The sequence below is a fragment of the Pseudomonas sp. IPO3778 genome, assembly GCF_013386825.1.
GTDB lineage: Bacteria > Pseudomonadota > Gammaproteobacteria > Pseudomonadales > Pseudomonadaceae > Aquipseudomonas.
Genome location: NZ_JACARC010000099.1, coordinates 1 through 26533, shown reverse-complemented (window position 1 = coordinate 26533; position 26533 = coordinate 1). Strand labels below are relative to the sequence as shown.

26 protein-coding genes are annotated in these 26533 nt (G+C 61.9%); 4 read left to right on the top strand and 22 right to left on the bottom strand.

Annotation, left to right across the window (positions count from 1 at the left end; genetic code table 11):
• Positions 1 to 93 precede the first annotated feature (93 nt).
• Positions 94 to 876: a class I SAM-dependent methyltransferase gene (locus HX855_RS32020; protein WP_177090453.1), complete on the bottom strand. Its 783-nt coding sequence runs from the start codon at positions 874 to 876 to the stop codon at positions 94 to 96.
• A 96-nt stretch (positions 877 to 972) separates the two neighbouring features.
• On the opposite strand from HX855_RS32020, the gene HX855_RS32015 reads away from it, so the two are divergent.
• Positions 973 to 1593, top strand: coding sequence for an energy transducer TonB (locus HX855_RS32015; RefSeq protein WP_177090455.1), 621 nt, complete (start codon positions 973 to 975; stop codon positions 1591 to 1593).
• A 2-nt stretch (positions 1594 to 1595) separates the two neighbouring features.
• Here the strand turns inward: HX855_RS32015 and HX855_RS32010 are convergent, their stop codons facing one another.
• From HX855_RS32010 to ppc, 6 genes are all read right to left on the bottom strand, one after another.
• Positions 1596 to 2423, bottom strand: coding sequence for an oxaloacetate decarboxylase (locus HX855_RS32010; RefSeq protein WP_177090457.1), 828 nt, complete (start codon positions 2421 to 2423; stop codon positions 1596 to 1598).
• A 27-nt stretch (positions 2424 to 2450) separates the two neighbouring features.
• Positions 2451 to 3311, bottom strand: coding sequence for a DUF72 domain-containing protein (locus HX855_RS32005; RefSeq protein WP_177090459.1), 861 nt, complete (start codon positions 3309 to 3311; stop codon positions 2451 to 2453).
• Positions 3311 to 3622, bottom strand: coding sequence for a hypothetical protein (locus HX855_RS32000; protein WP_177090461.1), 312 nt, complete (start codon positions 3620 to 3622; stop codon positions 3311 to 3313). Before HX855_RS32000 ends, HX855_RS32005 begins: the two co-directional genes overlap by 1 nt.
• Positions 3623 to 3782: 160 nt before the next feature.
• On the bottom strand, positions 3783 to 4469 hold the full coding sequence (gene tsaB / locus HX855_RS31995; protein ID WP_177090463.1) for a tRNA (adenosine(37)-N6)-threonylcarbamoyltransferase complex dimerization subunit type 1 TsaB: 687 nt from the start codon (positions 4467 to 4469) through the stop codon (positions 3783 to 3785).
• 154 nt (positions 4470 to 4623) lie between these two features.
• Positions 4624 to 5271, bottom strand: a complete 648-nt coding sequence (gene adk / locus HX855_RS31990; protein WP_177090465.1) for an adenylate kinase — start codon at positions 5269 to 5271, stop codon at positions 4624 to 4626.
• 268 nt (positions 5272 to 5539) lie between these two features.
• Positions 5540 to 8185 (bottom strand): phosphoenolpyruvate carboxylase, encoded by a 2646-nt coding sequence (ppc, locus tag HX855_RS31985; RefSeq protein WP_177090467.1) that lies wholly within the window; start codon positions 8183 to 8185, stop codon positions 5540 to 5542.
• Between the two features lie 187 nt (positions 8186 to 8372).
• On the opposite strand from ppc, the gene HX855_RS31980 reads away from it, so the two are divergent.
• The 3 genes from HX855_RS31980 to HX855_RS31970 all read left to right on the top strand — a co-directional run bounded on the left by HX855_RS31980 (position 8373) and on the right by HX855_RS31970 (position 10271).
• A complete protein-coding gene (locus tag HX855_RS31980; RefSeq protein ID WP_010176787.1) occupies positions 8373 to 8717 on the top strand; it encodes a hypothetical protein in 345 nt (114 codons plus the stop codon).
• 284 nt (positions 8718 to 9001) lie between these two features.
• Positions 9002 to 9430, top strand: a complete 429-nt coding sequence (locus tag HX855_RS31975; RefSeq protein ID WP_177090469.1) for a DUF4398 domain-containing protein — start codon at positions 9002 to 9004, stop codon at positions 9428 to 9430.
• A 55-nt stretch (positions 9431 to 9485) separates the two neighbouring features.
• A complete protein-coding gene (locus HX855_RS31970) occupies positions 9486 to 10271 on the top strand; it encodes an OmpA family protein (RefSeq protein ID WP_177090471.1) in 786 nt (261 codons plus the stop codon).
• Between the two features lie 95 nt (positions 10272 to 10366).
• Here HX855_RS31970 and HX855_RS31965 read toward each other — a convergent pair whose 3' ends face one another.
• The 15 genes from HX855_RS31965 to HX855_RS31895 all read right to left on the bottom strand — a co-directional run bounded on the left by HX855_RS31965 (position 10367) and on the right by HX855_RS31895 (position 26372).
• The gene (locus tag HX855_RS31965) at positions 10367 to 10579 is read right to left on the bottom strand and encodes a hypothetical protein (RefSeq protein ID WP_177090473.1); all 213 of its coding nucleotides are present in this window, start codon (positions 10577 to 10579) and stop codon (positions 10367 to 10369) included.
• Between the two features lie 103 nt (positions 10580 to 10682).
• Complete coding sequence (locus HX855_RS31960) at positions 10683 to 11009, bottom strand: hypothetical protein (protein ID WP_003219233.1); 327 nt, start codon at positions 11007 to 11009, stop codon at positions 10683 to 10685.
• On the bottom strand, positions 11006 to 11911 hold the full coding sequence (locus tag HX855_RS31955; RefSeq protein ID WP_177090475.1) for an alpha/beta hydrolase: 906 nt from the start codon (positions 11909 to 11911) through the stop codon (positions 11006 to 11008). The genes HX855_RS31960 and HX855_RS31955 overlap by 4 nt, the downstream gene beginning before the upstream one ends.
• 158 nt (positions 11912 to 12069) lie before the next feature.
• Positions 12070 to 13347: a flavohemoglobin expression-modulating QEGLA motif protein gene (locus tag HX855_RS31950; RefSeq protein ID WP_177090477.1), complete on the bottom strand. Its 1278-nt coding sequence runs from the start codon at positions 13345 to 13347 to the stop codon at positions 12070 to 12072.
• Between the two features lie 21 nt (positions 13348 to 13368).
• Positions 13369 to 13917 carry a hypothetical protein gene (locus HX855_RS31945; RefSeq protein ID WP_177090479.1) on the bottom strand — a complete coding sequence of 183 codons (549 nt, stop codon included), beginning with the start codon at positions 13915 to 13917 and terminating at the stop codon, positions 13369 to 13371.
• Positions 13918 to 14057: 140 nt separating this feature from the next.
• Entirely contained in the window at positions 14058 to 14774 is a 717-nt protein-coding gene (locus HX855_RS31940) for a TetR family transcriptional regulator (RefSeq protein ID WP_177090481.1), read from the bottom strand.
• A 178-nt stretch (positions 14775 to 14952) separates the two neighbouring features.
• Positions 14953 to 16455 (bottom strand): lysine--tRNA ligase, encoded by a 1503-nt coding sequence (lysS, locus tag HX855_RS31935; RefSeq protein ID WP_177090483.1) that lies wholly within the window; start codon positions 16453 to 16455, stop codon positions 14953 to 14955.
• Positions 16456 to 16551: 96 nt separating this feature from the next.
• A protein-coding gene (gene prfB / locus HX855_RS31930; RefSeq protein WP_141099662.1) for a peptide chain release factor 2 occupies positions 16552 to 17647 on the bottom strand; the annotation gives its coding sequence in 2 pieces (ribosomal slippage) (positions 16552 to 17574 and positions 17576 to 17647; 1095 coding nt in all).
• A 291-nt stretch (positions 17648 to 17938) separates the two neighbouring features.
• Complete coding sequence (locus tag HX855_RS31925; protein WP_177090485.1) at positions 17939 to 18940, bottom strand: diguanylate cyclase; 1002 nt, start codon at positions 18938 to 18940, stop codon at positions 17939 to 17941.
• A 51-nt stretch (positions 18941 to 18991) separates the two neighbouring features.
• A complete protein-coding gene (locus HX855_RS31920; RefSeq protein ID WP_177090487.1) occupies positions 18992 to 20002 on the bottom strand; it encodes a chemotaxis response regulator protein-glutamate methylesterase in 1011 nt (336 codons plus the stop codon).
• Positions 19999 to 22296 (bottom strand): hybrid sensor histidine kinase/response regulator, encoded by a 2298-nt coding sequence (locus tag HX855_RS31915; protein ID WP_177090489.1) that lies wholly within the window; start codon positions 22294 to 22296, stop codon positions 19999 to 20001. The genes HX855_RS31920 and HX855_RS31915 overlap by 4 nt, the downstream gene beginning before the upstream one ends.
• On the bottom strand, positions 22293 to 22979 hold the full coding sequence (locus tag HX855_RS31910) for a chemotaxis protein CheW (RefSeq protein WP_177090491.1): 687 nt from the start codon (positions 22977 to 22979) through the stop codon (positions 22293 to 22295). Before HX855_RS31910 ends, HX855_RS31915 begins: the two co-directional genes overlap by 4 nt.
• The gene (locus tag HX855_RS31905; protein ID WP_177090493.1) at positions 22976 to 24238 is read right to left on the bottom strand and encodes a protein-glutamate O-methyltransferase CheR; all 1263 of its coding nucleotides are present in this window, start codon (positions 24236 to 24238) and stop codon (positions 22976 to 22978) included. The genes HX855_RS31910 and HX855_RS31905 overlap by 4 nt, the downstream gene beginning before the upstream one ends.
• Positions 24238 to 24750, bottom strand: a complete 513-nt coding sequence (locus tag HX855_RS31900; protein WP_177090495.1) for a chemotaxis protein CheW — start codon at positions 24748 to 24750, stop codon at positions 24238 to 24240. Before HX855_RS31900 ends, HX855_RS31905 begins: the two co-directional genes overlap by 1 nt.
• A complete protein-coding gene (locus HX855_RS31895; RefSeq protein ID WP_177090497.1) occupies positions 24750 to 26372 on the bottom strand; it encodes a methyl-accepting chemotaxis protein in 1623 nt (540 codons plus the stop codon). Before HX855_RS31895 ends, HX855_RS31900 begins: the two co-directional genes overlap by 1 nt.
• Between the last annotated feature and the right edge of the window lie 161 nt (positions 26373 to 26533).

Here is a 26533-nt window from a genome sequence, read left to right as displayed (position 1 = left end):
GCCAAAAGTGACCCGCTGTAAGAGCGGAACCATAGGCGGCCGTTACCTAAATAACGGATATGTACACCCAACCCAACCCAACCCAACCCAACCTCAGGACTTCAGCGCCTTCTTAGGATAAATATCATACCGACTGGATTTCCCATCCAACGCATGACTCGGCTTAACCCCCTCAATACAAGGCGCCTTACGCGGCCGCTTGACCACCACCCGATGACTGGCCAAAGCCAACGCCGCCGCCAACAACGCCGGCGCATCCGGATCATCCCCCACCAAAGGCCGAAACAACCGCATCTCCTTCTTCACCAACGCGGTCTTCTCCCGATGCGGAAACATCGGATCCAGATAGATCACCTGCGGCGGCTCCCCCTCCCAATCGCGCATTACCTCGATGGAATTGCCCTTGAGCAACCTCATCCGCGCCACAATCGGCGCCACCTCAAAATCCTCAGCCCCGCGCGCCAAACCGTCTTCCAACAACGCGCCAATCAACGGCTGCCGCTCAATCAGGCTCATCTCGCAACCCAGGCTGGCCAGCACGAAAGCATCCTTGCCCAGCCCAGCGGTAGCGTCCAACACCCGCGGCCGCACACCCTGGGCCACACCCACCGCCTTGGCAATCATCTGCCCGCTGCCACCACCGTACAAACGCCGGTGCGCCGCACCACCTTCCACAAAATCCACCCGCACCGGCCCTGGCGCATCAGGCCCCAGCTGTTGCAACTGCAGGCCCTGCTCACCCACCTGCAAGGCAAAATCCGCCTCACCCACCTGCAACGGCAACCCAAGCTGCTCGGCCCACTGCTGGGCACGGGCCTGAAAACCGTCGGCCAAAGCCTCGACCCGAATGCGGCTGGCCGCTGGTTGTTCGCTCATCGGTGACTACGCTCAAAAATATTAAGGATCGGCGAAAAGCGGCCGATAAAAAAAAGGATCCGGCATTTTGCCAGAGCTGAGCGACGATCGAGAGAAATGTCAGACATTCCTTCGCTATTTACCGGTGTACTGCCGACCCACAACCACTTCGGCCTGCGCAATACCCAAGCGCTGGCCGGCGTCAGTCATGTGTGGCAGGACTTCTTCGCCCAGGCGTTGGCCGATCAGCTCGGCGACACGCCTGGCGCGATTGCCAAGTCCGCGGCGGCGCCCGTAGATCCGGCGGTCGAGCCCAGCGAAGGCAGTGACCTGCTGTCGCAGATCGTCACCCAGCGCGGGTGTGACGTGAAAGACACCGAGATCGCCCCGCCTGAGCCGCTGTTCCTGCCTATCGCCGAATTTGAAATGGAATTGCTGCCACCCGCCCCGCCGCCGTACCCGGCGGATGAAGTGGTCGCCCAGCAAAAGCAGCAAAATTTTGAAAGCGGTTGGGTGCGCCCTATCGTCCTGAACGCCGGCCAACCGCTGCCCGTTCCGGGCCCGGCGCCGCAACCACGGCCGCTGCACCTGCCGATTGCCGAGTTCGAACTGGACCTGCTGCCACCCGCCCCGCCGCCGTTCCCGGCAGAAGAGCTGGTTGAGCAGCAGAAAGCCCTGGACTTCGACAGCCGCTGGGCGCGCCCGCTGATCGTCAACAACCTGCGCCTGGCGGCCTGAACTCAGCCTTTAAACAGTTGATTGGCCTGGCGGAACGGCATCGAGCGCTCGGTAAAGGTGAACGTGCCCAGTTCGTGAACCTCCTGGGCCGCCCTGAAGAACTCCCCGTAGGCCGCCAGGGCCATGGCCGAGCCGACGCTGATGCGTTTGACGCCCATTTCGCTCAACTGCGCCACGCTGAGTTTCAGCGCACCGGACATCAAGATATTCACGGGCTTGGGCGCTACCGCCTTCACCACCGCCAACACTTCCTCGGCACTGCGCAGCGCCGGCGCGTAGAGCACGTCGGCGCCGGCTTCGGCGTAAGCCTGCAAGCGGCGGATGGTGTCAGGCAAATCCAGACGACCATGCAGGAGATTTTCCGCGCGGGCAGTCAGGGTGAAGGGGAACGGCAAGCTGCGCGCCGCGGCGACGGCGGCTTCGACGCGCTCCACGGACAGGTCAAAGGGGTAGATCGGGTCGACGGCAATGCCGGTGGCGTCTTCGATGGAGCCACCGACAATCCCGGTAGCTGCGGCGCGCAGGAGGGTCTCGGCACACCCTTGGGGCGTGTCGCTGAAGCCGTTTTCCAGGTCGGCGGCGACGGGCAGCGAGGTCGCCTGGACGATCATCCCGGCATTGCCCAGGGTGTCTTCCAGGGACAACGCACCTTCAGCATCCGGGCGGCCGAGGCTGAAGGCAAAGCCGGCGCTCGTGGTGGCCAGGGCTTCGAAACCGAGGCTGGCGAGCATTTTGGCGGACCCGGCATCCCACGGATTGGGCATCACGAAGGCACGGTCACGCTCATGCAAGGCCTTGAAGGTTTCGGCGCGAAGGGTTTGGGCATCCATGACTGACTCCTGTCGGGAAAAGGAGCCCTAGAGTAACCCCAGTTGCTCCGCGGCGGGCTCACGATGAATCTGCGGCAAGGCCGGCAAGCCGGGCAACCGCGCCATCAACTGGTCATGAAAACGCAGGGCCAGTTGGGCGGCCAGGCGATTGTCGGAGGTGTGCAGAAATACGTAGGGCGTACGGCCTTCTTCGATCCAGCCGGCGACCTTTTCAACCCAGGGCACCAGGAACGGGTCATTGGCTTCCAGTTCCGGGTGGCCAATAAAACGCACTTGCGGAAACTGTGTCAGTGCCGCCGGGCGAGGCGGCACCTTGGGTTTTTTCGATTGGGCGTGCAGCACGGCAGCCGAGGTAGACGTGCAACTGAACAGCGCCCGAGGGTCGAGGCAGATGCGCTCGACACCCCGATCACGCAGCAAGCGGTTGAGCCTGCGCTCGGCGTCGCCCTTGGCGAAGAAGTCCAGGTGGCGCACTTCCACCGCCATCGGGCGCTCCAGCCCGTCGATAAAGCCGGCCAACTCACCCAGGCGTTGCGGGGTAAAACTGGCCGGCAGTTGCAGCCATAACGGCGAAATGCGCTCGCCCAATGGGCTCATCAACCCGAGAAAACTTTCCGCCGCCGGCAACTGCTCAATCAAATTGCCGCTGTGGCTGATGTCACCCGGAAACTTGGCAGTGAAGCGAAAATGCTCGGGCATGATTTCAGCCCAGCGCTGCACGGTGGCAACGGAAGGACGGGCATAGAACGTGGTGTTGCCCTCAACGGCATTGAACACTTGGGCGTACAGGGCGAGGTAATCGCTGGAACGGGCGTCGGCGGGATACAGGTACTCGCGCCAGGCGTTTTCACTCCAGGACGGGCAACCGAGGTAGTAAGGCAGCAGCATCAGATATGGATATCGAGGCCCAGCACTTCCATATCCCATTCGACAAAGCCGGCGGTGGTCAGGTAGCTGGCCAGGGCATTGGCGACATTTTTGCTCATGGAGCGGGGGAAAACCATGTCTTGCTGGCGGGCAGGCACACCGCTGATACGTTCGCCGCTGGCACCTTGGGAACGGATTGAAACCGAAGCGTTATCCGACTGAATTTCAACAAAGTCGGGCGAGTCTTCGACGGACTCGTCTACCGTCACGTTCGCCTTGCGAGGCTTACGCTTGAGGGGGTAGGACTGTGATGAAAAGCCGTCTATGCGCATACATGCGAACTCGGTATCGGTGATGGCATTTTAGTGGCGCTTTCCATGGCGCGCAAATGCTCTGGTGATAACTAGAACACATAATTTGAAAAAGGTTTAAAAGCGGGGGCAAATTCTGACGATTGGCGTTTTTTTGCTGAAATTGCCCGCACTTTTGACGTCAAATAATCCCGCGCTCGGCCTTGGTTTGCGCCACTTTATCCCGCAGGTACACGGGGGCGGCCTGGTCGGCGGGAATGGCTTCGCCGCGCTCCCAGGCAAAGCGTGCCAGGGTCAGCAGGTCTTCGGCATGGGGCAGCATCGAGGCATCCTGGCCGGCAAGCGTCACGCCGATGCGCTCGCCATAGCCCCAGCCGGTGCCAGCTCCGAACCAGTCGCCACTGGCATCGCCGGGCAAGGCCGCTGCCTCGGGCGGCAGGACGGCTTCCGCGCCGATCAGGCGCATCTCGCCGGCAGTTTCGCGGTAGCAGCCCCAATACACCTCGTCCATGCGCGCATCGATGGCCGCCGCGACCTGGCTCGCGCCGTGCTCGCGAAACGCCCGCTGCGCCAACACCGCCAGGTTGGACACCGGCAATACCGGGCGCTCCAGGGCAAACGCCAGGCCCTGGACCACGCCAATGGCGATGCGCACACCGGTAAACGCCCCCGGGCCGCGCCCGAACGCGATGGCGTCGACCGCCGACAAGGTGGTGCCTGCGTCCAGCAGCAATTGCTTGATCATCGGCAACAGCTTCTGCGCGTGCAGGCGCGGGATCACCTCGTAGTGGCTCGTGACCTTGCCATCGTGCAGCAGGGCAACGGAGCAAGCTTCAGTCGCGGTGTCCAGGGCCAGCAAGGTGCTCATCGGTGTATGCATCCACGTTGAAAAAAAGTGCGCCAGTATAAACAACAACGGCCCGCAAGCGGGCCGTTGTGTAGGAGCGAGCTTGCTCGCGAAAAACCTGAGGTCGCCGCGCTTATCCTGGATGAACGCGGGATCGTTATTCGCGCCTTCAGCTTCAGCTCAACGCTTGCAGTACCTTGCCGGTGATGGACTCAACCGAGCCAACGCCTTCAATGTGGCTGTACTTCGGTTTGCCCTGGGCATCGGCCAGTTTCTGGTAGAAGTCCACCAGTGGTTTAGTCTGGGAATGGTAGACCGACAGGCGATGGCGCACGGTTTCTTCGGTGTCGTCTTTACGTTGCACCAGGTCTTCACCGGTGACATCGTCCTTGCCGGCCACTTTCGGCGGGTTGTAGACGATGTGGTAGACGCGGCCCGAGGCTTCGTGAACACGACGACCGGCAATACGCTGCACGATCTCTTCGTCTTCAACGGCGATTTCCACCACGTTGTCCAGCTCGACGCCGGCCTTCACCAAGGCTTCAGCCTGGGGAATGGTGCGCGGGAAACCGTCGAACAGGAAACCGTTCTGGCAGTCGTCCTGGCTGATGCGTTCCTTGACCAGGTTGATGATCAGGTCATCGGAGACCAGGCCGCCGCTGTCCATCACGCTCTTGGCGATCAGGCCCAGTTCGGTGCCGGCCTTGACGGCCGCGCGCAGCATGTCGCCGGTGGAGATTTGTGGAATGCCGAATTTTTCAGTGATGAACTTTGCCTGAGTACCTTTACCGGCCCCGGGAGCTCCCAGCAGAATGACGCGCATCGATGTGCTCCTCAATTTTTTATAGAGATGACGCTCGGATTCGCCGCATGGGGCCAATCTCGGAAATTTTGGGTCCAGGCCGCACAAACGGCCAAAGGCTGATCAAGATACACAGCAGGCCCAAACCACACAAGCCGCCGAAAGTAGGAGAAACCCGCGCCGCGCTGGCTTTATAGGCAGGTACAACCCTGACAGCAAAACGCCGGTCGCCAATTTTACGGCGACCGGCGCAGTGTGTCTGCAAGCTATTGAGAACACGCCATAAATGTCAGCCGGTGTTGCGCAAACCGGCGGCAATACCGGCCACAGACACCAGCAGCGCCTGTTCCAGAGGGCTGTCCTGTGCCGCTTCCTGTTGCCGCGATCGGGCCAGCAATTCGGCCTGCAACAGGTGCAACGGGTCCAGGTAGGTGTTGCGCAGGCGGATGAACTCAAGCGTATCGGGGCTATGGGCCAGTAGCTGGGACTGCCAGGTCAGGCCAAGCACCACACTGCACGCCTGCGACAATAGGTCGCGTAAGTGCGCGCCCAATGGCAGCAGATCGGGCTGCACCAGACGCTCGTCGTACAGCCGGGCGATGTCGGCGTCGGCTTTGGCCAGCACCATTTCCAGCATATCGATGCGGGTGCGGAAGAACGGCCATTGCTCACGCATCTGCCCCAGCAGCTCACCTTCGCCACGTTCCAGGGCCTTGCTCAACGCCGCTTCCCAACCGAGCCAGGCCGGCAGCATCAGCCGGGTCTGGGTCCAGCCAAAGATCCACGGAATCGCCCGCAGGCTCTCAATACCGCCGGCCCGGCGTTTGGCCGGGCGACTGCCCAGGGGCAAACGACCCAACTCCTGCTCTGGAGTGGACTGGCGGAAATACTCGACGAACTGCGGATTTTCCCGCACCACCGCGCGGTAAGCACTGACGCCATCGGCGGCCAATTCGTCCATCAAATGGCGCCAGGCCGGTTCCGGTGGAGGTGGAGGCAGCAAGGTCGCCTCCAGCACTGCCGCCAGGTACAGGTTGAGGTTCTGCTCGGCGATGTCCGGCAGGCCGAACTTGAAGCGGATCATTTCGCCTTGTTCAGTGGTACGGAAACGCCCCGCCACCGAGCCCGGTGGCTGCGACAGAATCGCCGCGTGCGCCGGGCCGCCGCCACGGCCCACGGTGCCACCACGACCGTGGAACAACAGCAGCTCCACTTGTTGCTCGCGACAGATTTCCACCAACTGTTCCTGAGCCCGGTATTGCGCCCAGGCGGCGGCGGTAGTGCCCGCGTCCTTGGCCGAATCCGAGTAACCGATCATCACTTCCTGCGGGCCTTGCAGGCGCGCGCGATAACCCGGCAACAGCAGCAGTTTTTCGATCACCGGGCCCGCGTTGTCCAGGTCCGCGAGGGTCTCGAACAGCGGCACCACGCGCATCGGCCGTTGTACGCCGGACTCCTTGAGCAGCAATTGCACAGCCAACACATCTGACGCAGCACCGGCCATGGAGATGACGTACGACCCCAGGGATGCCGCAGGTGCGGCGGCAATTTCCTTACAGGTGTTCAGCACTTCGGCGGTGTCGGCCGAGGGTTTGAAGTAGCCCGGCAACAACGGGCGACGGTTGGCCAGTTCCTTCATCAAGAAGCTGATGCGCGCCTCTTCGTCCCACTCCTCGTAGCGGCCAAGGCCCAGGTAATCGGTGATTTCGGTCATGGCCGCGCAGTGGCGGGTGGAATCCTGACGCACGTCGAGGCGCACCAGGAACAGGCCAAACGTAACGGCCCGGCGCAGGCAATCCAACAGCGGGCCGTCGGCGATCACACCCATGCCGCAGGTGTGCAGCGACTCGTAGCACAGCTCCAGGGGGTCGAGCAGCTCGCGATTGTTCTGCAGCACGTCGGCAGACGCCGGGGTGGTGGTGGTCAACGAGGTGTGGGCCCACTGGCGCGTGGCGCGCAGGCGTTCGCGCAGTTGCTTGAGCAACGCACGGTAAGGCTCGACGCTGTCACCGACCTTGGCCTGCAACGCCGGGCTGGCGTGTTGCATCGACAGCTCGGAGGCCAGGTGGTCGATATCGCGCAAGTACAGGTCGGCGGCCATCCAGCGCGCCAGCAACAGCACTTCGCGGGTGACCGGTGCGGTGACGTTCGGGTTGCCATCGCGGTCGCCGCCCATCCAGGACGCAAAGCGGATCGGCGCGGCTTCCAGGGGCAGCCGCAGGCCGGTGGCGGCATGCAAGGCGTGATCAGCCTTGCGCAAATAATTCGGGATGGCGTGCCACAGCGAATGCTCGATCACCGCAAAGCCCCACTTGGCCTCGTCTACCGGCGTGGGCCGGGTGCGGCGGATTTCTTCGGTGTGCCAGGCTTCAGCGATCAAGCGTTGCAGGCGATTACGAATCTGCTCGCGCTCGGCGGTGGTGAGGTCGCGGTGATCCTGCAAGGCCAGCTGTGCGGCGATGGCGTCGTATTTCTGGATCAGGGTGCGGCGAGCCACTTCGGTGGGGTGTGCGGTGAGGACCAGTTCGATTTCCAGCCGGCCCAACTGGCGTGCCAGGGATTCGCTGCTGTGGCCTTCGCTCTGCAAACGCGCCAGCAGCTCCGGCAGTACCCGTGACTCGAAGGGCGCCGGCGTTGATTCATCGCGGCGGTGGATCAACTGGTACTGCTCGGCGATGTTGGCCAGGTTGAGAAACTGATTGAAGGCCCGCGCCACCGGCAGCAGTTCGTCTTCTTTGAGTTGATTGAGGCTGGCGCTCAGCTCTTCGCCGGCTGCCTGCTCCGAGGCTGCACCGCTGCGGTCAGCCTTGGCGCCTTTACGGATCTGCTCGATCTTGTCGAGGAACTCATCGCCGTACTGCTCTCGAATCGTGTTGCCCAACAGCTCACCCAGCAGGTGAACATCCTCACGCAAACGTGCATCGATATCGCTCATCAGCCAATCTCCAGCAGAAAATCCGGGACGCTTTGATCTTCAAGAGTGCCGCCCACAGCGGCGTCTTACAAGGAACTTTAAACCTTGTGAGTTGCAGCTAGTCTCAACAGTAAGCCGCAGCGTTATCCGCGCTGGTCGGCTGGTCACTCATCATCGCCCGCCTACCGTGGGCTCCATTGAGGTTGCCATGAAAATCCGAGAACTGGCCCAGCATTGGGAAGAGAACGCCAAGGGTCGCCTGACCAAAACCGAATACGCCATCCACCTGGACGTAGAAGCCGCCGCCAGGCTGGCGGCGATCTCCGAAATGTACCCCAAACGTCACACCGAGGAACTGCTCGGCGAGCTGATTGGCGCGGCCCTTGAAGAGCTGGAAGCGAGCTTCCCCTACATCAAGGGCAAGCAGGTGATTGCCACGGATGAGGAAGGCGACCCACTGTACGAGGACGTCGGCCCAACACCACGTTTTCTCACGCTGTCACGGCGTTACTTGCACGATTTGTCGGCTCAATCCGACAAGCAGAAACACTGATCAACCTCCGCTAAAAAACCACCACCCTATGTATTCCGGGCCTTCCAGAGGCCCGGCATACCCCTGCGCAGTGCAAAAGTTCCAACTTTTAAACGCTGACCATTCAGTCAAATATTTTTTTAGGCAATTCGCCATCTTCGCTGAACTATTCAAAAAAGCCTCCGGTCACAGCCAGTAAGCCATCACCTGAAACAGCCGTTTGAAAGGCGTCCCGAGCGTCACTGCCGGCCCCCGCAAACACCGCTGACCGGAGATGGATTTTGATGTTTTTCAGGAGTTACCTAATGGAGTTGAAGACGATGAAGACCAGCACTGCCAAATCCTCGTTTAACCACCTGCGCGGGCTTAAATTGGCCGCGCTGGCAATCGGCACCAGCTTCGTTCTGGCTGGCTGCGCCGGTAACCCACCGACCGAGCAATACGCCGTGACCCAATCTGCGGTCAACAGCGCCGTCAGCGCCGGTGGTACCGAGTACGCAGCCGTGGAGATGAAGTCGGCTCAGGACAAACTGAAGCAAGCCGAAATCGCCATGCACGACAAGAACTACGACGAGGCCCGTCGCCTGGCCGAGCAATCCGAGTGGGACGCTCGTGTAGCCGAGCGTAAAGCCCAGGCCGCCAAAGCCGAGCAGGCGGTGAAGGATTCCCAGAAAGCTGTTCAGGAGCTGCGTCAGGAAGGCATGCGCCCGGCTGTGATCAAGCCACAGCAATAAGCCGCCGCCCCTGATTGCATTGCACCCGAAACCGAATTGAAAGGACGACACGACTATGCGTAAACAATTGATGATCCCTGCCCTGCTGGCAATGAGCGTTGCTCTGGCGGCCTGCTCCACCCCGCCGAACCAGAACCTGGAAAGCGCGCGCACCAACTTCTCGGCCCTGCAAGCCAACCCGCAAGCCACCAAGGTCGCGGCGCTGGAAACCAAAGACGCCAGCGACTGGCTGGACAAGGCTGACAAGGCCTACCGCGACAAGGAAGACCAGAAGAAAGTCGACCAACTGGCCTACCTGACCAACCAACGTGTTGAAGTGGCCAAGGACACCATCGTCCTGCGCGAATCCGAAGCCAAGCTGAAAAACGCCGGCGACGAACGCGCCCGCGCCCTTCTGGATGCCCGTGACGCACAGATCAAGCAACTGCAAGACAGCTTGAACGCCAAGCAGACTGATCGCGGTACCCTGGTGACCTTTGGTGACGTGCTGTTCGCCACCAACAAGTCCGACCTGAAGTCCAGCGGCCTGGTGAACATCACCAAGCTGGCGCAGTTCCTGCGCGATAACCCGGACCGCAAAGTGATTGTCGAAGGCTACACCGACAGCACCGGTTCCGACTCGTACAACCAGAGCCTGTCCGAGCGCCGTGCGGCGTCCGTACAGCGTGCACTGGCCAATCAGGGTGTGGATATCTCGCGCATCGTGACCCAGGGCTATGGCAAGGAATACCCGGTTGCCGATAACACCAGCGTGTCGGGCCGTGCCATGAACCGCCGTGTTGAAGTGACCATTTCCAACGACAACCAGCCGGTCAAGCCGCGCTCGTCGATGGCCAACTGATCGACTGATGCACCCTAAAGAACCCCGCCAATTGGCGGGGTTCTTTGTTTGGGGTAACCGTGGATCGCCCCAATATCCCCAGGGTTTTCACACACTCAAAACTGAATCTGATTACCCTGGCCTTGGCTGCCTTTTTGCTCGTTCGGCATCAGCAACTTCCTGAGCAACTCCAGAAGATCCTCTCCCTCTGCGCCCTGGGAGCCGCCGGCGCCTTGGCCAGCCACTGGCTGGGAAGAACCTGAATCCTGAATACCCTGAGTGCCAAAACTGCCACCGGATGGATAAGATGAATCATTCACACCTTGCATATAGATAAACTCCACATTAAGTAACCGAATCAGCGGCGCTGACCGGCTCGAAATCTGTGGTAATCAATCCAGAATAGTTCCAGGGTTTCTCACACAATCGGTCTTACTGCTCCAGTTGTGGCGTTTCCTGGCCCATGCATCGCACTGCCTGTTTCTTGCTGTTCACCAGCACGCCCGTCAAGCCTTTCTGTTCGGTGTCAAACAGCACCAGCACGCCATCGACGCACTGCGCCACCTGGGCAGCCGGGGTCAGGGATATTTTGTAGTCCTCGCCCGGTACGGTCTTGAGCATGGTGAAATCACTGAGCAGCAACGCGTCCTCGGGCTTGGCGAAGTGCAAATAGCCGTAGTACCACAGGCAGCCGACGGTGCCGATGATGGTGCCAATACCGGTGAGGATCAGGGGGATCATGTTGCGTTCTTCACTCATTGCGGGTTCTCTGCGTTGGAATTCGGGGCCGTCGGGTAATTAGGGATTTCCCCCAGGCGCCGCAGCCCGTTGAAATGCTGCGGGTCATCGAGGTAGCGCAGCATTACGGTTTGCCAGGTCTTGTCGGCAAAGGTCTGCACGTGCCCGCCTCGGGTCAGTTGCAGCACCCTCGGTGGTGGCGCAGCTTGATACAGGCGGATGCCGTTGGACAGCGGCACGATGGGGTCATCCAGGCTGTGGAACAACAGCTTCGGTACGCCCGTCAGCCGGGGCATGGCGTTGATTGCACTGTCGCCATCCGGCACCAGCCACGACAACGGTACCTGGAACGGCCATGTTAGCCAGGAGGTGCTGAGGGCGAATTGTCCTACGTCACGATAACTGGCCGGTACACCGTCCAGCACCAGCGCCTTGAGCTGGGACTGACGCTGCGGGTGTTCCGCCAGATAATGCACGGCCAGCGCGCCGCCCAGGCTCTGGCCCAGCAAAATCAGCGGCTGGCCCCGGGTTTCGGGAGCCTTGTCGATCCAGTCGAAGGCCGCGTCGATGTCCTGATACACCGCCGGAAGCGAGGGCTCGCCTTCGGACAGGCCGTAACCGCGGTAGTCCACCAGCAGGACTTGATAGCCTTGCTCCGGCAGCCACCAACTGCCACCCAGGTGCCAGGCCAGGTTGCCGCCATTGCCGTGCAAGTGCAGCACCGTGCCCTTGAGCGGCACCCCGGCCTTGGCCGGCAGCCACCAGGCATGCAGCTTGAGGCCATCGGCGGTGGTCAGCGTGACATCACGGTAGTGCAGGTGGGCCTTTTCCGGGGTGAACGGCAAGCCACGCTCCGGGTAGAACAGCAAAGAGCTGCAGCCGTTCAGGGTCAGTAGCAGGCATAGAATGCCGAGGATTCTCATCCGTTGAAGCCTCGTGAATGGGTTGGAATAGAGCCCCATGGCTGATGAAGATCAACTGTGGGAGCTGGCTTGCCTGCGATAACGGTGTTGGATTCACCATCGTCATCGCAGGCAAGCCAGCTCCCACATTTTGACCCGGTTCCTTCAAGGGAAATCCCTCAAAGGATGTTGGAGTAATCCGCCTCGATCCGGTCCAGGCTCAAATGGTTGAGGAAGTTGGAGAAACACATCCACGCCGCCAATGCATTCATGTCACGGAACTGGTCAGGCAGGTATTTGGGCGGCACCACCAGGCCTTCGTCCACCAGTTGGCGCAGGGTGCGCATGTCTTCCAGAGTGGTCTTGCCGCAGAACAACAATGGCACTTGTTCCAGCTTGCCTTTGCGCACCGCCAACTGAATGTAGTTGTAAACCATGATAAAGCCCTTGAGGTAGGACAAATCCTTGGTAAACGGCAGGCCCGTCGGCGTCGACCCGCGGAAAACCCGGCTGGCGTTGCCGTAGCTTTCCGCCATCTCAAAGCCCTGCTCGCGGAAGAATTCGAACACCTGCAAGAAGTCAGCGCCCTGCTCCACCATATGAATCGCGCGGGTACGGTTGGTCAACTTGCGCAGGCGGCTCGGGTAGGAGGCGAAGGTGATGATCTCCATCAGAATCGCCAGGCCTTCCTGGGTCACCGTCGACGAAGGCGGGCCCTTGGACAGGAAGGTGCAGATCGGCTGGTTCTGGCCATTGAGGGTGGTGCCCACGTGCACCAGGCCTTCATGAACTTCCAGGGCGCGTACGTCGCGGTCATTGAACATCGCGTCGGCGCGGATCTTGATGTAGTCGGCACCCGCCGCGGCATCGGCCACGATCCCGTCGGACTCGAACACCCGAATGGTTTCCTCGGCCTCGCCGAACACTTTGTTCAGGCGGCTTTGCAGCAGGTTGACGGCGTCCTTGGCAGTCAGGGTCTTGGCTTCGTCCTTGAGGTCGCCACGGCCGTCGATGTTGTTCAGGTAGTCCGACATCATCAGGCCCAAGTCGGCCAGGGTCGGGTCGCCGGCGTGGAACGCATCAGAGGCGGCGCCGTACAGCTCCTGGGAAATCAGGCCGAAATCCTCGGTGCCGCGCGCCTCGAGCATGCGCACCACCATGCGGTATTCCTTGCACATGCGCCGCATGATCTGCCCGACCGGGTTGAACTGGCCAAGCTGGCGGGTGATGTCACGCTCGATGTTCTGGAATTCCAGCTTCACCGCGCTGGAATCGAACGACAGCGGCCGGGTCAGGTAATAGTCGCGGTCCACCGCCGGCATTGCCTTGCCCTTGGCCTTGAGGAATCCCTGGCGAATATTGTCGTCCCACTTCACGGCGTCGAGGACGCGAATCGGTGTCTGCGCCAGCACAATGCGATCGGACAAGGTGCGTATCGTCTGCTGGTAATCGTCCACCCGGTGCTTCCTCTTTAAACGTTATTTGCCCGCGCGCTGGTAGCGCACGGCTTCGACGAACACGTCGGCATTGGCCGGGTCATCCAGGTAGGCAAACACCCGGGCCATGGGGCTGTCGACCAGCACACCGGCACCTTCAACGGTTCCAACGGTGCTGCCGCTCAAGACTTTCTGGCCGATCGCCTGGTGGATCTGATCCAGGTCGAGGTTGTAGACCACCAGTTCGTGTTCATCATTCAATTCGAACCCGGCGAGGATGTAGTGCCCGCCGAACCTGGCCGGCAATGGCGCCGACAAATACCAGCGGCTGCCGTGGCGGGAAACGGTGAACAGGTATTCATCCCGTTGGCCCGGCTTGGCTTTAGGGTAGCTCACGGCTTTGTAGCGATGCTCCCCCACGCGGCTGATCTGCAGGTTGAGGGGCTCGCCCCAGGCGTTTTTGCTGGCCCATTTGCCCAACAGCGCATCCGGCGCCGCCTCACTGGCCGGCAATGGGTCCTTGAAGGTCACCAGGCAACCGCTGAGCAACAGGAACGACAAGGCGATCACACACAGACGCCAGGCTTTCATTGCATACTCCCAAATGGGGCTGGTCATCCCTGTAGGAGCGAGCTTGCTCGCGAAGAACTCAAACACAGCGCGTTTATCCAGAATGCCCGCGTCATCGTTAACGACCTTCGCGAGCAAGCTCGCTCCTACAGGGGACGATGTCAGACCGAAGCCAACACCAAATGCATGTAACGCTTGAGGATCTCAAGCATTTCTTCGCTGGTCAGAGGCTCTGCACCGCCCAGCAGGCCCTGATATTCCATCCGACCGATAATCGCCGTCAACACTTTGGCATCCTGTTGCGGTTCGCGAGAGCCCAATACCTGGAAAAACTGGCCAGTGCCCTGTAGCAGGATTTGCTGGTGGGAGCGCACCAACTCGGCCAGGCGCGGGTTCAGCAGCGCTTCCTGGCGAAACGCCTGCTCGGCCATCAGGTGTTCACGACGATTGAGCAATTGGCGCTGCACGTAATCGGCGGTCAGGCGCGCGATGTCATCGGCCAGTTGGGAGCGCGACTGCGGGCTGCCGTCGCCATACGCGACCATTTCCCGCAGCAGCCCTTCGTTACGCACCCACAATTTGCCCATGAACGCCGCGCTGCGCTCCACGTATTGGGCGAAGGTGTCGGTGAGCAGGTCGTCGATGTCCTTGAAGTAATAGGTGGTGGCCGACAACGGTACGCCGGCCTCCGCCGCCACCGCCCGGTGACGCACGGCGCGCACGCCTTCACGCACCACAATGCGCATCGCCGCATCGAGAATGTCCTGCCTGCGTTGCTCACTGCCCCGACGACTGGCCTTGCGGCCCTGGTACTGAACACTTTCAGCCACGGCAGCGGCAATGCCGGCAGCACCCTTTTGAGCCATTACGCGGTTCACGACGGATCTTCCTCTACAGTGGGACGCGGAGCGTCACGGGCTGCATTCCCACGCAGAGCGTGGAAACGATCATCCCACGCGGGGCATGGGAACGATCACTTGGCGCTGTTTGCTTGACGCTTATAGACGCCACATAAAAAAGCCGCCTTATAAAAGGCGGCTTCGGATTTCGCTGCGGTTACGCTTGTGGCCGCATGTGCGGGAACAAGATCACGTCACGGATCGACGGCGAGTTGGTCAACAACATCACCAACCGGTCGATGCCGATACCTTCACCGGCGGTTGGCGGCATGCCGTACTCCAGGGCGCGAACGAAGTCGGCGTCGTAGTGCATTGCCTCGTCGTCACCGGCGTCCTTGTCGGCCACCTGGGCCATGAAACGCTCGGCCTGGTCTTCTGCGTCGTTCAGCTCGGAGTAGGCGTTGGCGATTTCGCGGCCACCAATGAACAGCTCGAAACGGTCGGTGACGTTCGGGTTGTCATCGTTGCGACGGGCCAGCGGCGACACTTCGAACGGGTACTGGGTAATGAAGTGCGGCTGCTCCAGCTTGTGCTCCACCAGCTCTTCGAAAATCATCACCTGCAGTTTGCCCAGGCCTTCGAAGCCCAGCACCTTGGCCCCGGCTTTCTTGGCGATGGCGCGGGCCTTGTCGATGTCGGTCAGGTCGCCGGCCGTCAGGTCAGGGTTGTACTTGAGGATCGAATCGAACACCGACAGGCGCACGAACGGCTCGCCGAAGTGGAACACCTTGTCGCCGTACGGCACGTCGGTGGTGCCCAGAACCAGCTGCGCCAGTTCACGGAACAGTTCTTCGGTCAGGTCCATGTTGTCTTCGTAGTCGGCGTACGCCTGGTAGAACTCCAACATGGTGAATTCAGGGTTGTGACGGGTCGAAACCCCTTCGTTACGGAAGTTGCGGTTGATCTCGAACACTTTTTCGAAGCCGCCAACCACCAGGCGCTTGAGGTACAGCTCCGGCGCGATGCGCAGGTACATGCCCATGTCCAGCGCGTTGTGGTGGGTCTCGAATGGCTTGGCCGCAGCACCACCGGGGATGGTTTGCAGCATCGGCGTTTCCACTTCCAGGAAGTCACGCTTCATCAGGAAGGCGCGGGTGTGGGCAATCACTTGCGAACGCACGCGGAAGGTGTGGCGCACGTCTTCGTTGACGATCAGGTCAACGTAACGCTGGCGGTAGCGCTGCTCGGTGTCGGACAGGCCGTGGTGCTTGTCCGGCAGCGGGCGCAGGGATTTGGTCAGCAGGCGCACCTGGGTCATTTCAACGTACAGGTCGCCCTTGCCGGAACGCGCCAGGGTGCCTTCGGCGGCAATGATGTCGCCCAGGTCCCAGGTTTTCACGGCGGCCAGGGTTTCTTCCGGCAGCGTCTTGCGGTTGACGTAGACCTGAATGCGGCCGGACATGTCCTGGATCACCATGAACGAGCCACGGTTGAGCATGATGCGACCCGCCACCTTGACCGGGATCGCAGCCTCTGCCAGCTCTTCCTTGGTCTTGTCCGCGTACTGTTTCTGCAAGTCTTCGCAGTAAGCGTCGCGACGGAAGTCGTTGGGGAAGGCATTGCCCTTGGCGCGCTCGGCCGCAAGCTTTTCCTTGCGCAGGGCGATCAGGGAGTTTTCTTCCTGTTGCAGGGCTTGCGGATCGAGTTGTTGGTCGCTCATGTCTTTTGAAATTCCATCACAGGTTCGTTGCCCCCGGCCTGCGGCCGGGGATCACCGGGCAAGGACTAGGCGTCCCCCCGGCTCCTACAGTCGTTTTTACAGCCCCGATTTCAGGCTGGCTTCCAGGTATTCGTCGATATCGCCGTCGAGCACCTTGTCGCAGTCGCTGCGTTCGATGTTAGTGCGCAGATCCTTGATCCGCGACGCATCGAGCACATACGAACGGATCTGGTGACCCCAGCCGATGTCCGACTTGGTGTCTTCCAGCGCCTGGGAAGCGGCGTTGCGCTTCTGCATTTCCTGCTCGTACAACTTGGCCCGCAGCATTTTCATGGCGGTGTCCTTGTTCGCGTGCTGGGAACGTTCGTTCTGGCAACTGACCACGGTGTTGGTCGGTACGTGGGTAATACGGACGGCCGAGTCGGTGGTGTTTACGTGCTGGCCACCGGCACCGGAGGAGCGGTAGGTGTCGATCCGCAGGTCTGCCGGGTTGATCTCGATTTCCACCTTGTCGTCGATCTCTGGCGAGACGAACACCGCAGAGAACGAGGTGTGGCGACGGTTGCCGGAGTCGAACGGGCTCTTGCGCACCAGGCGGTGAACGCCGATCTCGGTACGCAGCCAGCCAAAGGCGTATTCGCCCTTGATGTGCACGGTGGCGCCCTTGATACCGGCAACTTCACCGGCCGACAGCTCCATGATGGTGGCGTCGAAACCGCGTTTGTCGGCCCAGCGCAGGTACATGCGCAACAGGATGTTGGCCCAGTCCTGGGCTTCGGTGCCGCCGGAGCCGGCCTGGATGTCCAGGTAGGCGTTGTTCGGGTCCATTTCGTGGCTGAACATGCGGCGGAATTCGAGCTTGGCGAGGTTTTCCTCGAGACGGGCCAGCTCGGCGACGATATCGCCCACTGCGCCTTCGTCGTCTTCTTCGACGGCCATGTCCAGCAGGTCGCGGCAGTCGCCCAGACCGGTGTTCAATTCGTCGAGGGTCTCGACGATCTGCGCCAGCGCAGCACGCTCGCGGCCCAGTTCCTGGGCGTATTCAGGTTTGTTCCAGACAGCCGGATCTTCAAGCTCGCGATTGACTTCGGTCAGACGCTCATGCTTTTGATCGTAGTCAAAGATACCCCCGAATAGTTTCGGAGCGCTCGGACAGGTCCTTGATGGTGTTAAGGATCGGGTTGATTTCCATGGCGGGCAGCACTCGTTGGCGAACTTTTGAAAGCCGACGAGTATAACGACAAACGGCTGATAACGGCAGTCCGCTTGGCCGATTGTGCTATGTGCCACTTGCCTGGAGCTGCGAGCACCCAGTTGTGGCGAGGGGGCTTGTCCCCCGTTGGGCTGCGAAGCGGCCCCAATACAGGCTATGGAGTTCTAACTGAGAGGAAACGGCGTTCTTAAACGGGGCTGCTACGCAGCCCAACGGGGGACAAGCCCCCTCGCCACAACAGCCTCTCAACCACAAAGTGGGTGGCAGGAATTATTCGATCCCCACCTGGTTACGCCCATTGTGCTTGGCCAGGTACAAGCCCTTGTCCGCCGCCAGGATCAGTTGCCGGCAATCGGTGCCCTGCACCGGGGTCATGGTGGACAGGCCGATGCTGATGGTCAGGCTCGCGCCTTCAGCCGGGCTGATGTGCGGGATTTTCAGCGCCGCCACGGCCTGGCGCAGCTTCTCGGCCACCAACCGTGCACCGCCCGGTGAGGTGTTGGGCAGCACCAGGGCAAACTCTTCACCGCCGTAACGCGCCGGCAAATCCGAGGGGCGGCTGCTGGCATCGCGAATGGTCGCCGCTACCTTGCGCAAGGCCTCGTCGCCCTCCAGGTGACCAAAGCTGTCGTTGTAGGTCTTGAAGAAATCCACGTCGATCATCAGCAGCGACAACTGGGTCTGGTCACGCATGGCACGGCGCCATTCCAGTTCCAGGTACTCGTCGAAATGCCGGCGGTTGGACAGCCCGGTCAGGCCGTCGGAGTTCATCAGCCGTTGCAGCACCAGGTTGGTGTCCAGCAACTGTTGCTGGCTGACCCGCAGCGCACGATACGCCGCGTCCCGCTGCAACAGGGTCATGTAGGAGCGCGAGTGGTAGCGGATGCGTGCTACCAGTTCGATGTTATCCGGCAGCTTGACCAGGTAATCGTTGGCTCCGGCGGCAAACGCCGCGCTCTTGATCAGCGGATCTTCCTTGGTGGAGAGCACGATGATCGGGATGTTCTGCGTCGCCGGGTGATTGCGGTATTCGCGCACCAGGGTCAGGCCGTCGAGGCCCGGCATCACCAGGTCCTGCAGGATCACCGTGGGCTTGATACGAATCGCCTGGGCGATGGCCTGGTGCGGATCGGCGCAGAAGTGGAAGTCGATGTTTTCTTCATGGGCCAGGCCCCGGCGCACGGCTTCGCCGATCATGGCCTGGTCGTCGACCAGCAACACCATGGCGGCGTTCTCGTCGGTCTTGAAGTCGTCGAGCTGTAAATCATTCATGTGCAGTCACCTGAATTACTACCTGCAAGCCAGCACAGCGGGCGGTATTGATCATTTTGCAAATACCTCCAGCAATCGGGGCGCAATTCTATCCAGTGGGCGAATTTCAACAGCAGCGTCAATCGCCGCCGCCGCTTTGGGCATGCCATACACCGCACAGCTTTGCTGATCCTGGGCGATGGTCAAATAACCTTGTTCACGCATCAACTTGAGCCCCTGGGCGCCGTCACGTCCCATGCCGGTCAGCAAGACGCCGACGGCATCGCCGGTCCAGTAGCTGGCGACACTTTCGAAAAACACATCGATGGACGGCCGGTAAATTTCGTTCACGGGCTCGGCGGTGTAGGCCAGCGTTCCGTTCTTCAACAGTCGAATATGATGATTGGTGCCGGCCAGCAGCACGACGCCGCTTTGTGGCGGCTCGCCTTCCCGGGCCAGACGCACCGGCAGGCCCGAGGCGCTGCTCAGCCATTCGGCCATACCGGCGGCGAACACCTGGTCTACATGCTGCACCAGCACGATGGCCGGCGAAAAGTCCCGGGGCAAGCCCTTGAGCAGGGATTCCAGGGCAGCCGGGCCACCGGCGGACGAACCAATGGCCACCAGGCTCTGGCGTTTGCCCGTGACCCGCTGGGGTGCCGGTTCGGCCCGCACGCGGCTGCCGCGCTGGCCGATCAGCCAGCCAATGTTAAGGATCTTGCGCAACAGCGGCGCCGCAGCGTCCTTGGGATTACCCACGCCCAGCGCAGGCGTGTCGACAACGTCCAGAGCACCATGGCCCATGGCTTCGAACACGCGGCTGACGTTGGCCTGGCGGTCGACCGTTACAATCAAAATGGCGCAAGGGCTCTCGGCCATGATCTGCCGGGTGGCTTCCACGCCGTCCATCACCGGCATGATCAGGTCCATCAGAATCAGGTCGGGCGTCAGCTCGGCGCAACGTTGCACGGCCTCGAGCCCGTTGCTGGCGACCCACACCACTTCATGGGCCGGCTCAAGGCTCAGCGCCCGGCGCAAGGCCTCCACGGCCATGGGCATGTCATTGACGATCGCAATCCTCATGCCCGGGCCCCTCCAATCAGTTCCACCACCGCATCCAACAGCGCGTCGTCATGGAAGCTGGCCTTGGCCAGATAATAGTCGGCACCGGCGTCCAGTCCACGACGTCGGTCTTCTTCACGATCCTTGTAGGAAACAACCATCACCGGCAGCGATTGCAGGCGAGTATCACGGCGCAAGAGTGTGACCAATTCAATACCGTCCATACGAGGCATATCAATATCAGTGATCAACAGGTCGAAGTCTTCGGAGCGCAGCGCGTTCCAGCCATCCATGCCATCGACCGCCACAGCCACTTCATAACCGCGATTAAGTAACAATTTGCGTTGCAGCTCGCGCACGGTCAGTGAGTCGTCCACCACCAGAATACGCTTGCGCGGGGCTTCCAGGGTTTGCTGGGTGCGCCGGGCAATACGCTCCAGACGACCGGTATTGAGTAGCTTGTCCACCGAACGCAGCATGTCTTCGACGTCGACGATCAGCACCACCGAACCGTCATCGAGCAGGGCACCGGCGGAGATGTCCTGGACCTTGCCCAGCCGGTCATCCAGGGGCAACACCACCAACGTGCGCTCGCCGATAAAACGCTCCACGGCGATCCCGTAAACGGCATCGCGCTCGCGGATCACCACAACCTTGAGGGTTTCCTGAACGCCTTGCCCGGCCGGGCGCTGCAGCAACTGGCTGGCGGCGACCAGGCCCACGTGCCGGCCTTCGTGCCAGAAATGCTGACGGCCTTCCAGTTGCACGATGTCGTCGGGCGCCAGGTCGCACATGCGTTCGATATGGGCCAGCGGAAAGGCGTAGGCTTCTTCGCCGACTTCCACCACCAGGCTGCGCACCACCGACAGGGTCAACGGCACTTCCAGATGGAAACGGCTGCCCTGCCCCGCCGTCTGCTCCAGCACCACCGCGCCGCGCAACTGGCGAACCATATGCTGCACCGCATCCAGGCCAACGCCGCGCCCGGAGACTTCGGTCACCTTGTCCCGCAGGCTGAAACCCGGCAGGAACAGGAACGTCAGCAGCTCCTCTTCGCTCAGGCGCAGGGCGGTTTCCACCGGCGACAGATGCCGGTCGACGATGCTGCCGCGCAGGCGCTCCAGGTCGACACCGTTGCCGTCGTCGCTCAATTCCAGTACCAGCAGGCCGGCCTGGTGGGACGCCCGCAGCCGGATCAAACCTTCCGCCGGCTTGCCCGCCAGCAGACGCTGCTCGGGCATTTCGATGCCGTGGTCGACGGCGTTGCGTAATAAATGGGTGAGGGGCGCCTCGAGCTTTTCCAGCACGTCGCGGTCGACCTGGGTTTTCTCGCCCTCGATTTCCAGGCGCACCTGTTTGCCGAGGCTGCGACCCAAATCGCGGACCATGCGCACCTGCCCGGCCAACACGTCGGCAAACGGCCGCATGCGGCACGCCAGCGCCGTGTCATATAGAACTTGGGCGCGCTGCCCGGCCTGCCAGCCGAACTCATCGATCTCGGCAGTTTTTTCCGCGAGCAGCGCCTGGGCTTCGCTCAACAGGCGGCGGGTGTCGGCGAGGGCTTCCTGGGCCTCCAGGCTCAGGTCGACGGCCTTGAGGTGGCCGTCGAGGTTTTCCAGGGCACGGGCACTGTTGTTCTGGATGCGTTTGAGGCGCTGCAAACTGGCGAGGTAAGGCTTGAGCCGCTGGGTCTCTACCAGGGATTTGCTGGACAGGTCCAACAGGCTGTTCAAGCGCTCGGCGGTCACCCGCAATACGCGCTCGCCGCCTTCGGTCATGCGTTTGTTCTGGCGCGGCACGTCGACGCTGACGGGCGGCGCGGGCTCGGGTTCCGGCGGCAAGGTCAGCAGCGCTTCCATCGACAATTCAGGTTCTGCCGCGGGTGTGGGCGGCGGCGTGGGCGCTGCGGGCGGTGCGACTTTCTGCGACGGGTCGAGCAATCGCTCCATCAATGCCACGTAGGCTTCGATGTCGGCCGGGCCCACGGTGTTGCCCGGCGTGGCGATGCGCATCAGCAAATCGGTGCCTTGCAGCAGCGCGTCGATATGTTCAGGCAGCAGGTACAAGCGGCTTTCCTGGGCGCTGACCAGGCAGTCTTCCATCACGTGGGCGACGCTGACACCGGCATCCACCCCGACAATCCGCGCCGCGCCCTTCAAGGAATGGGCGGCGCGCATGCAGGCTTCGAGCTGGTCGGCCTGGGTCGGGTTGCGCTCCAGGGCCAGCAGGCCGGCGCTGAGTACCTGGGTCTGGGCGTCGGCTTCCAGGCTGAACAGCTCCAGCAGCGAGGCATCGCGCATCTGGTCGGGGGTCATGTGAGGCTCCGGGTCACGGCAGTCAACAATTGCGCCTCGTCCAGCCAGCGCAGGCTGCGGCCTTTCCACTGCAACACGCCCTGGGTGTAGCGGGCGCTGGCCTGGGTGCCGGAGGCGGACGCCGCGCTCAAGGTGCGTTCATCAATGGCATGGATACCGTCCACTTCGTCCACCGGCACCACCACCGGGCCGTCCTGCGCCGCGATGATCAGCATGCGCGGCATGATTCGCCCACCACTTGGGCCACTGCTGGTGCCGTCCAGCCCGAGCAATTCCACCAGGGACAGGCACGCCACCAGCGCGCCACGCACATTGGCCACCCCCAGCAACGCGCGGGAACGCTGGTGCGGCAAGGAGTGGATCGGTTGCAGCGGCGCCACTTCCACCAGGCAGCGGGTGGCGATGCCCAGCCACTCTTCACCGAGACGGAACATCAGCAACGAACGGGTAACGACATCGCCCTCGGCGTCCGGTGTCGCCACCGGCCGATGATCGTCCTGCTGCAAGGCGTAGCGGTCGAGCAAGCGCGTGGCGGCGGCGGAATACACCGAGCAGTTGCGACAGTGAATGTGTTCAGCCAGCAGCGGGCAGGACTTGTCACCGTGGATGCCGATGCGGTTCCAGCAGTCGTCGATGGCCTGGGTGTCGGCCAGGGTCAGGTTCAGCACGGGATCCAGGGTCATGATTTACGCTCACTGTCAGCGCGCTCGCTGCGCGCGGCACGGGCCTGCAAACGGCGGGCGCCGGCGACATCGCCCTGGGATTCAAGCAGCGCGGCCAAGTGCATCAAGGCCTGCGGGTGCTGAGGTTCCAGGTACAAGGCTTTTCGATAATAGCCCTGGGCTTCCAGGGCGCTGCCGGCCACATCGCTGAGCAGGCCCAGCCAATAAAACACCTGGGCCGCCGGCGGGTGGCTGTGCAAATAACGCTCGCAGGCGGCGCGGGCCTCAAGGCTTTTGCCTTCGTTGGCCAGGGTCGCAATCTGGCTGAGCAGGTCGGCTGCGTCCGACTGAACGGGCGGCGGTTTGATCGGCACCACCTGGGCACTGGCCGTGCTGAACGGCCGGGGTTTGCTCGGGATCGGCGCGGCACTGCGCTGGGGAATCGGCGCAGGCATCGGCACAAATACCGGCTCAGGCGCAGGCGCCGCCTGGCGACTGAAGGCAAAGGACTGCGGCACGCCAATCGAACGCATGCCCAGGCGCCCCAACAGGCTGCCCTCGGCAGGGCCGATAAACAGCACGCCGTCGACGTGGGTCAGGCCCTTGAGCACCTCAAACACCTGCTTCTGGGTTGGCTGGTCGAAGTAGATCAACAAGTTGCGGCAGAACACAAAATCGTAAGTCGGCTCGTTGGCCAGCAACCTGGGGTCCAGCAGGTTGCCCACTTGCAGGCGCACCTGTTCGCGCACGCGCCCGGCGATCAGGTAGCCGTCAGGTTGCTCGGTGAAATGGCGCTCGCGGAACTCGACGTCCTGGCCGCGAAACGAGTTCTTGCCATACACCCCACGCCGGGCGCGCTCCACCGACAGCGGGCTGACGTCCATGCCCTGCACCTTGAACTGATGCGGCTCCAGGCCGGCGTCGAGCAAGGTCATGGCAATCGAATAGGGCTCTTCGCCGGTGGAGCACGGCAGGCTGAGGATCCGCAGGGCGCGCATATGCTTGATGGCGGCCAGACGCGCCACGGCCAGTCGGCCCAAAGTAGCGAAGGATTCGGGGTAACGAAAAAACCAGGTTTCGGGGACGATCACCGCTTCAATCAGCGCTTGCTGTTCGTCGGTCGAGCCCTGCAACTGCTGCCAGTATTCATCTGCCGTCTGCGCGTTAATCACCAGGCTGCGCTGGCGTACAGCGCGCTCGATGATCGCTTCGCCCACCGAGGCGACGTCCAGGCCGATGCGCTCTTTCAGGAAGTCGAAGAAGCGTTGGTCACTGCTCATCAGCCCTCCTCGCCGGCGGCAAACAGCAGCGCCTGCACGTCGGCGGTCAGCAGGTCGGCCACACCGATCCACTGCATCAGGCCGCGCTCGTCTTCGCGCACCGGGCCCAGGTAGCGTGCCTGGCGATTGTCCAGGCCATAAGGCTGGAACTCTGCGGGGTCACACCGCAGGGTGTCGGTGGCTTGTTCGAGAATCAGCCCCAGCCAACGTGCCGGGGTGAGTGCATCCGGCTGGTAATTGACCAGCACCAGGCGCGTGCTGGTGCGGGCCTGGGCCGGTGTGCCGAAGGTCAGCGCGCTGAGGTCGATCACCGGCACCATTGCCCCGCGATGGGCGAAGATCCCGGCGACCCAGGCCGGCGCATGGGCGATCGGCTTGAGCGGCAGGCGCGGCAGCACCTCGGCGACTTCCGTGGCCTTGAGGGCATACCGCTCGTTGCCGATGTGAAACACCAGGAACAGCGCTTTTTTCACTGCCGCAACAGCACCGCGTTTAGCCGGGAGGTCGCTCATCAGACTTTGAAACGCGACACGCCGCTGCGCAGGCCGACCGCGACCTGGCTCAGCTCGTCGATGGCAAAGCTGGCCTGGCGCAAGGACTCCACGGTCTGGCTGCTGGCATCGCCCAACTGCACCAGCGCATGGTTGATCTGCTCGGCGCCGGTGGCCTGGGCCTGCATGCCTTCGTTGACCATCAACACCCGCGGCGCCAGCGCCTGCACCTGATGGATGATCTGCGACAACTGCTCGCCGACTTGCTGCACCTCGAACATGCCACGGCGCACTTCTTCGGAGAACTTGTCCATGCCCATCACGCCAGCCGACACCGCCGACTGGATCTCGCGCACCATCTGCTCAATGTCATAAGTCGCCACGGCAGTCTGGTCGGCCAGGCGGCGCACTTCGGTGGCCACCACGGCAAACCCGCGACCGTATTCACCGGCCTTCTCGGCCTCGATGGCGGCATTGAGGGACAACAGGTTGGTCTGGTCGGCCACCTTGACGATGGTGACCACCACCTGGTTGATGTTGCCGGCCTTCTCATTGAGGATCGCCAGCTTGGCGTTGACCAGATCGGCCGCGCCCATCACCGAGTGCATGGTTTCTTCCATACGCGCCAGGCCTTGCTGGCCGGAACCGGCGGCGACCGACGCCTGGTCGGCGGCGGTGGAGACCTCGGTCATGGTACGGACCAAGTCCTTGGAAGTGGCGGCGATCTCCCGGGAAGTGGCGCCGATCTCGGTGGTCGTCGCCGCGGTTTCGGTAGCGGTGGCCTGTTGCTGCTTGGAGGTGGCGGCAATCTCGGTGACCGACGTGGTGACCTGGACCGAGGAGCGCTGGGCCTGGGACACAAGGGCGGTGAGCTCGGTCATCATGTCGTTGAAGCCGGTTTCCACCGCGCCGAATTCGTCCTTGCGGTCAAGGTTCAGGCGTTTGCTCAAGTCACCGGTGCGCATGGTTTCGAGGATGTCGACGATGCGTTTCATCGGCGCCATGATCGCGCGCATCAGCAACAGGCCGCAGAGGCCGGCGGCCAGGATCGCGAGGATCAGCGAGACGCCCATGCTGATTTTGGCGGCAGACACCGCGTCGTCGATGGCGTTGGTGGCGTGGTCGGCGACATTTTTGTTTTCGGTGATGATGTCATTGAGCTTCATGCGGCCTGCGGTCCAGGCCGGGGTCAGCTCGGTATCGAACTGCTTGCGGGCGGCGGCGATGTCATTGCGTTGCAGGCTTTCAACCACGCCGGCCAACGCCTTGTTATAGGCCTGGTGCAGGGTTTCGAATTTATCGAACTCGGCCTGGTCATCACCGCCGTTGATGGTTTCTTTGTAACTGGCCATCTGGGTGAGGATGCGGGCTTCGAAGGACTTGAAGTCGGCCTTGTCGGTGTCGGTAAGGCCCTTCTCTTCGCGCAGGCCAATGATGTCGAGGGTTTGCAGGTAGCTGTCGACCCAGGCGCTGCGGATCATCGAACTCAGGTACACCCCGGGGACTGCGTCGTCGCGGACCGATTCTTCGCTGACTTCGATCTTCAGCAGGCGTGAATACGAGACCACTACCATCAGCAGCATGATCGCGATGATGACCGCAAAGCTCGCCAAAATCCGTTGGCGCAAGGTCCAGTTCTTCACAGTAATTCCTCGAGGGCCATTCAAATGGAGGGGAGTATAGCTGAGCGGGGGGCATCATTAATCAATGGGTTGTGGGATCTGGGTCACTCGGGGGGGGATTTTTTTGGAGGGGGGGCATATCCGTTGCTGCGGTAACGGCGACTATTGGTTCCGCCCTTACG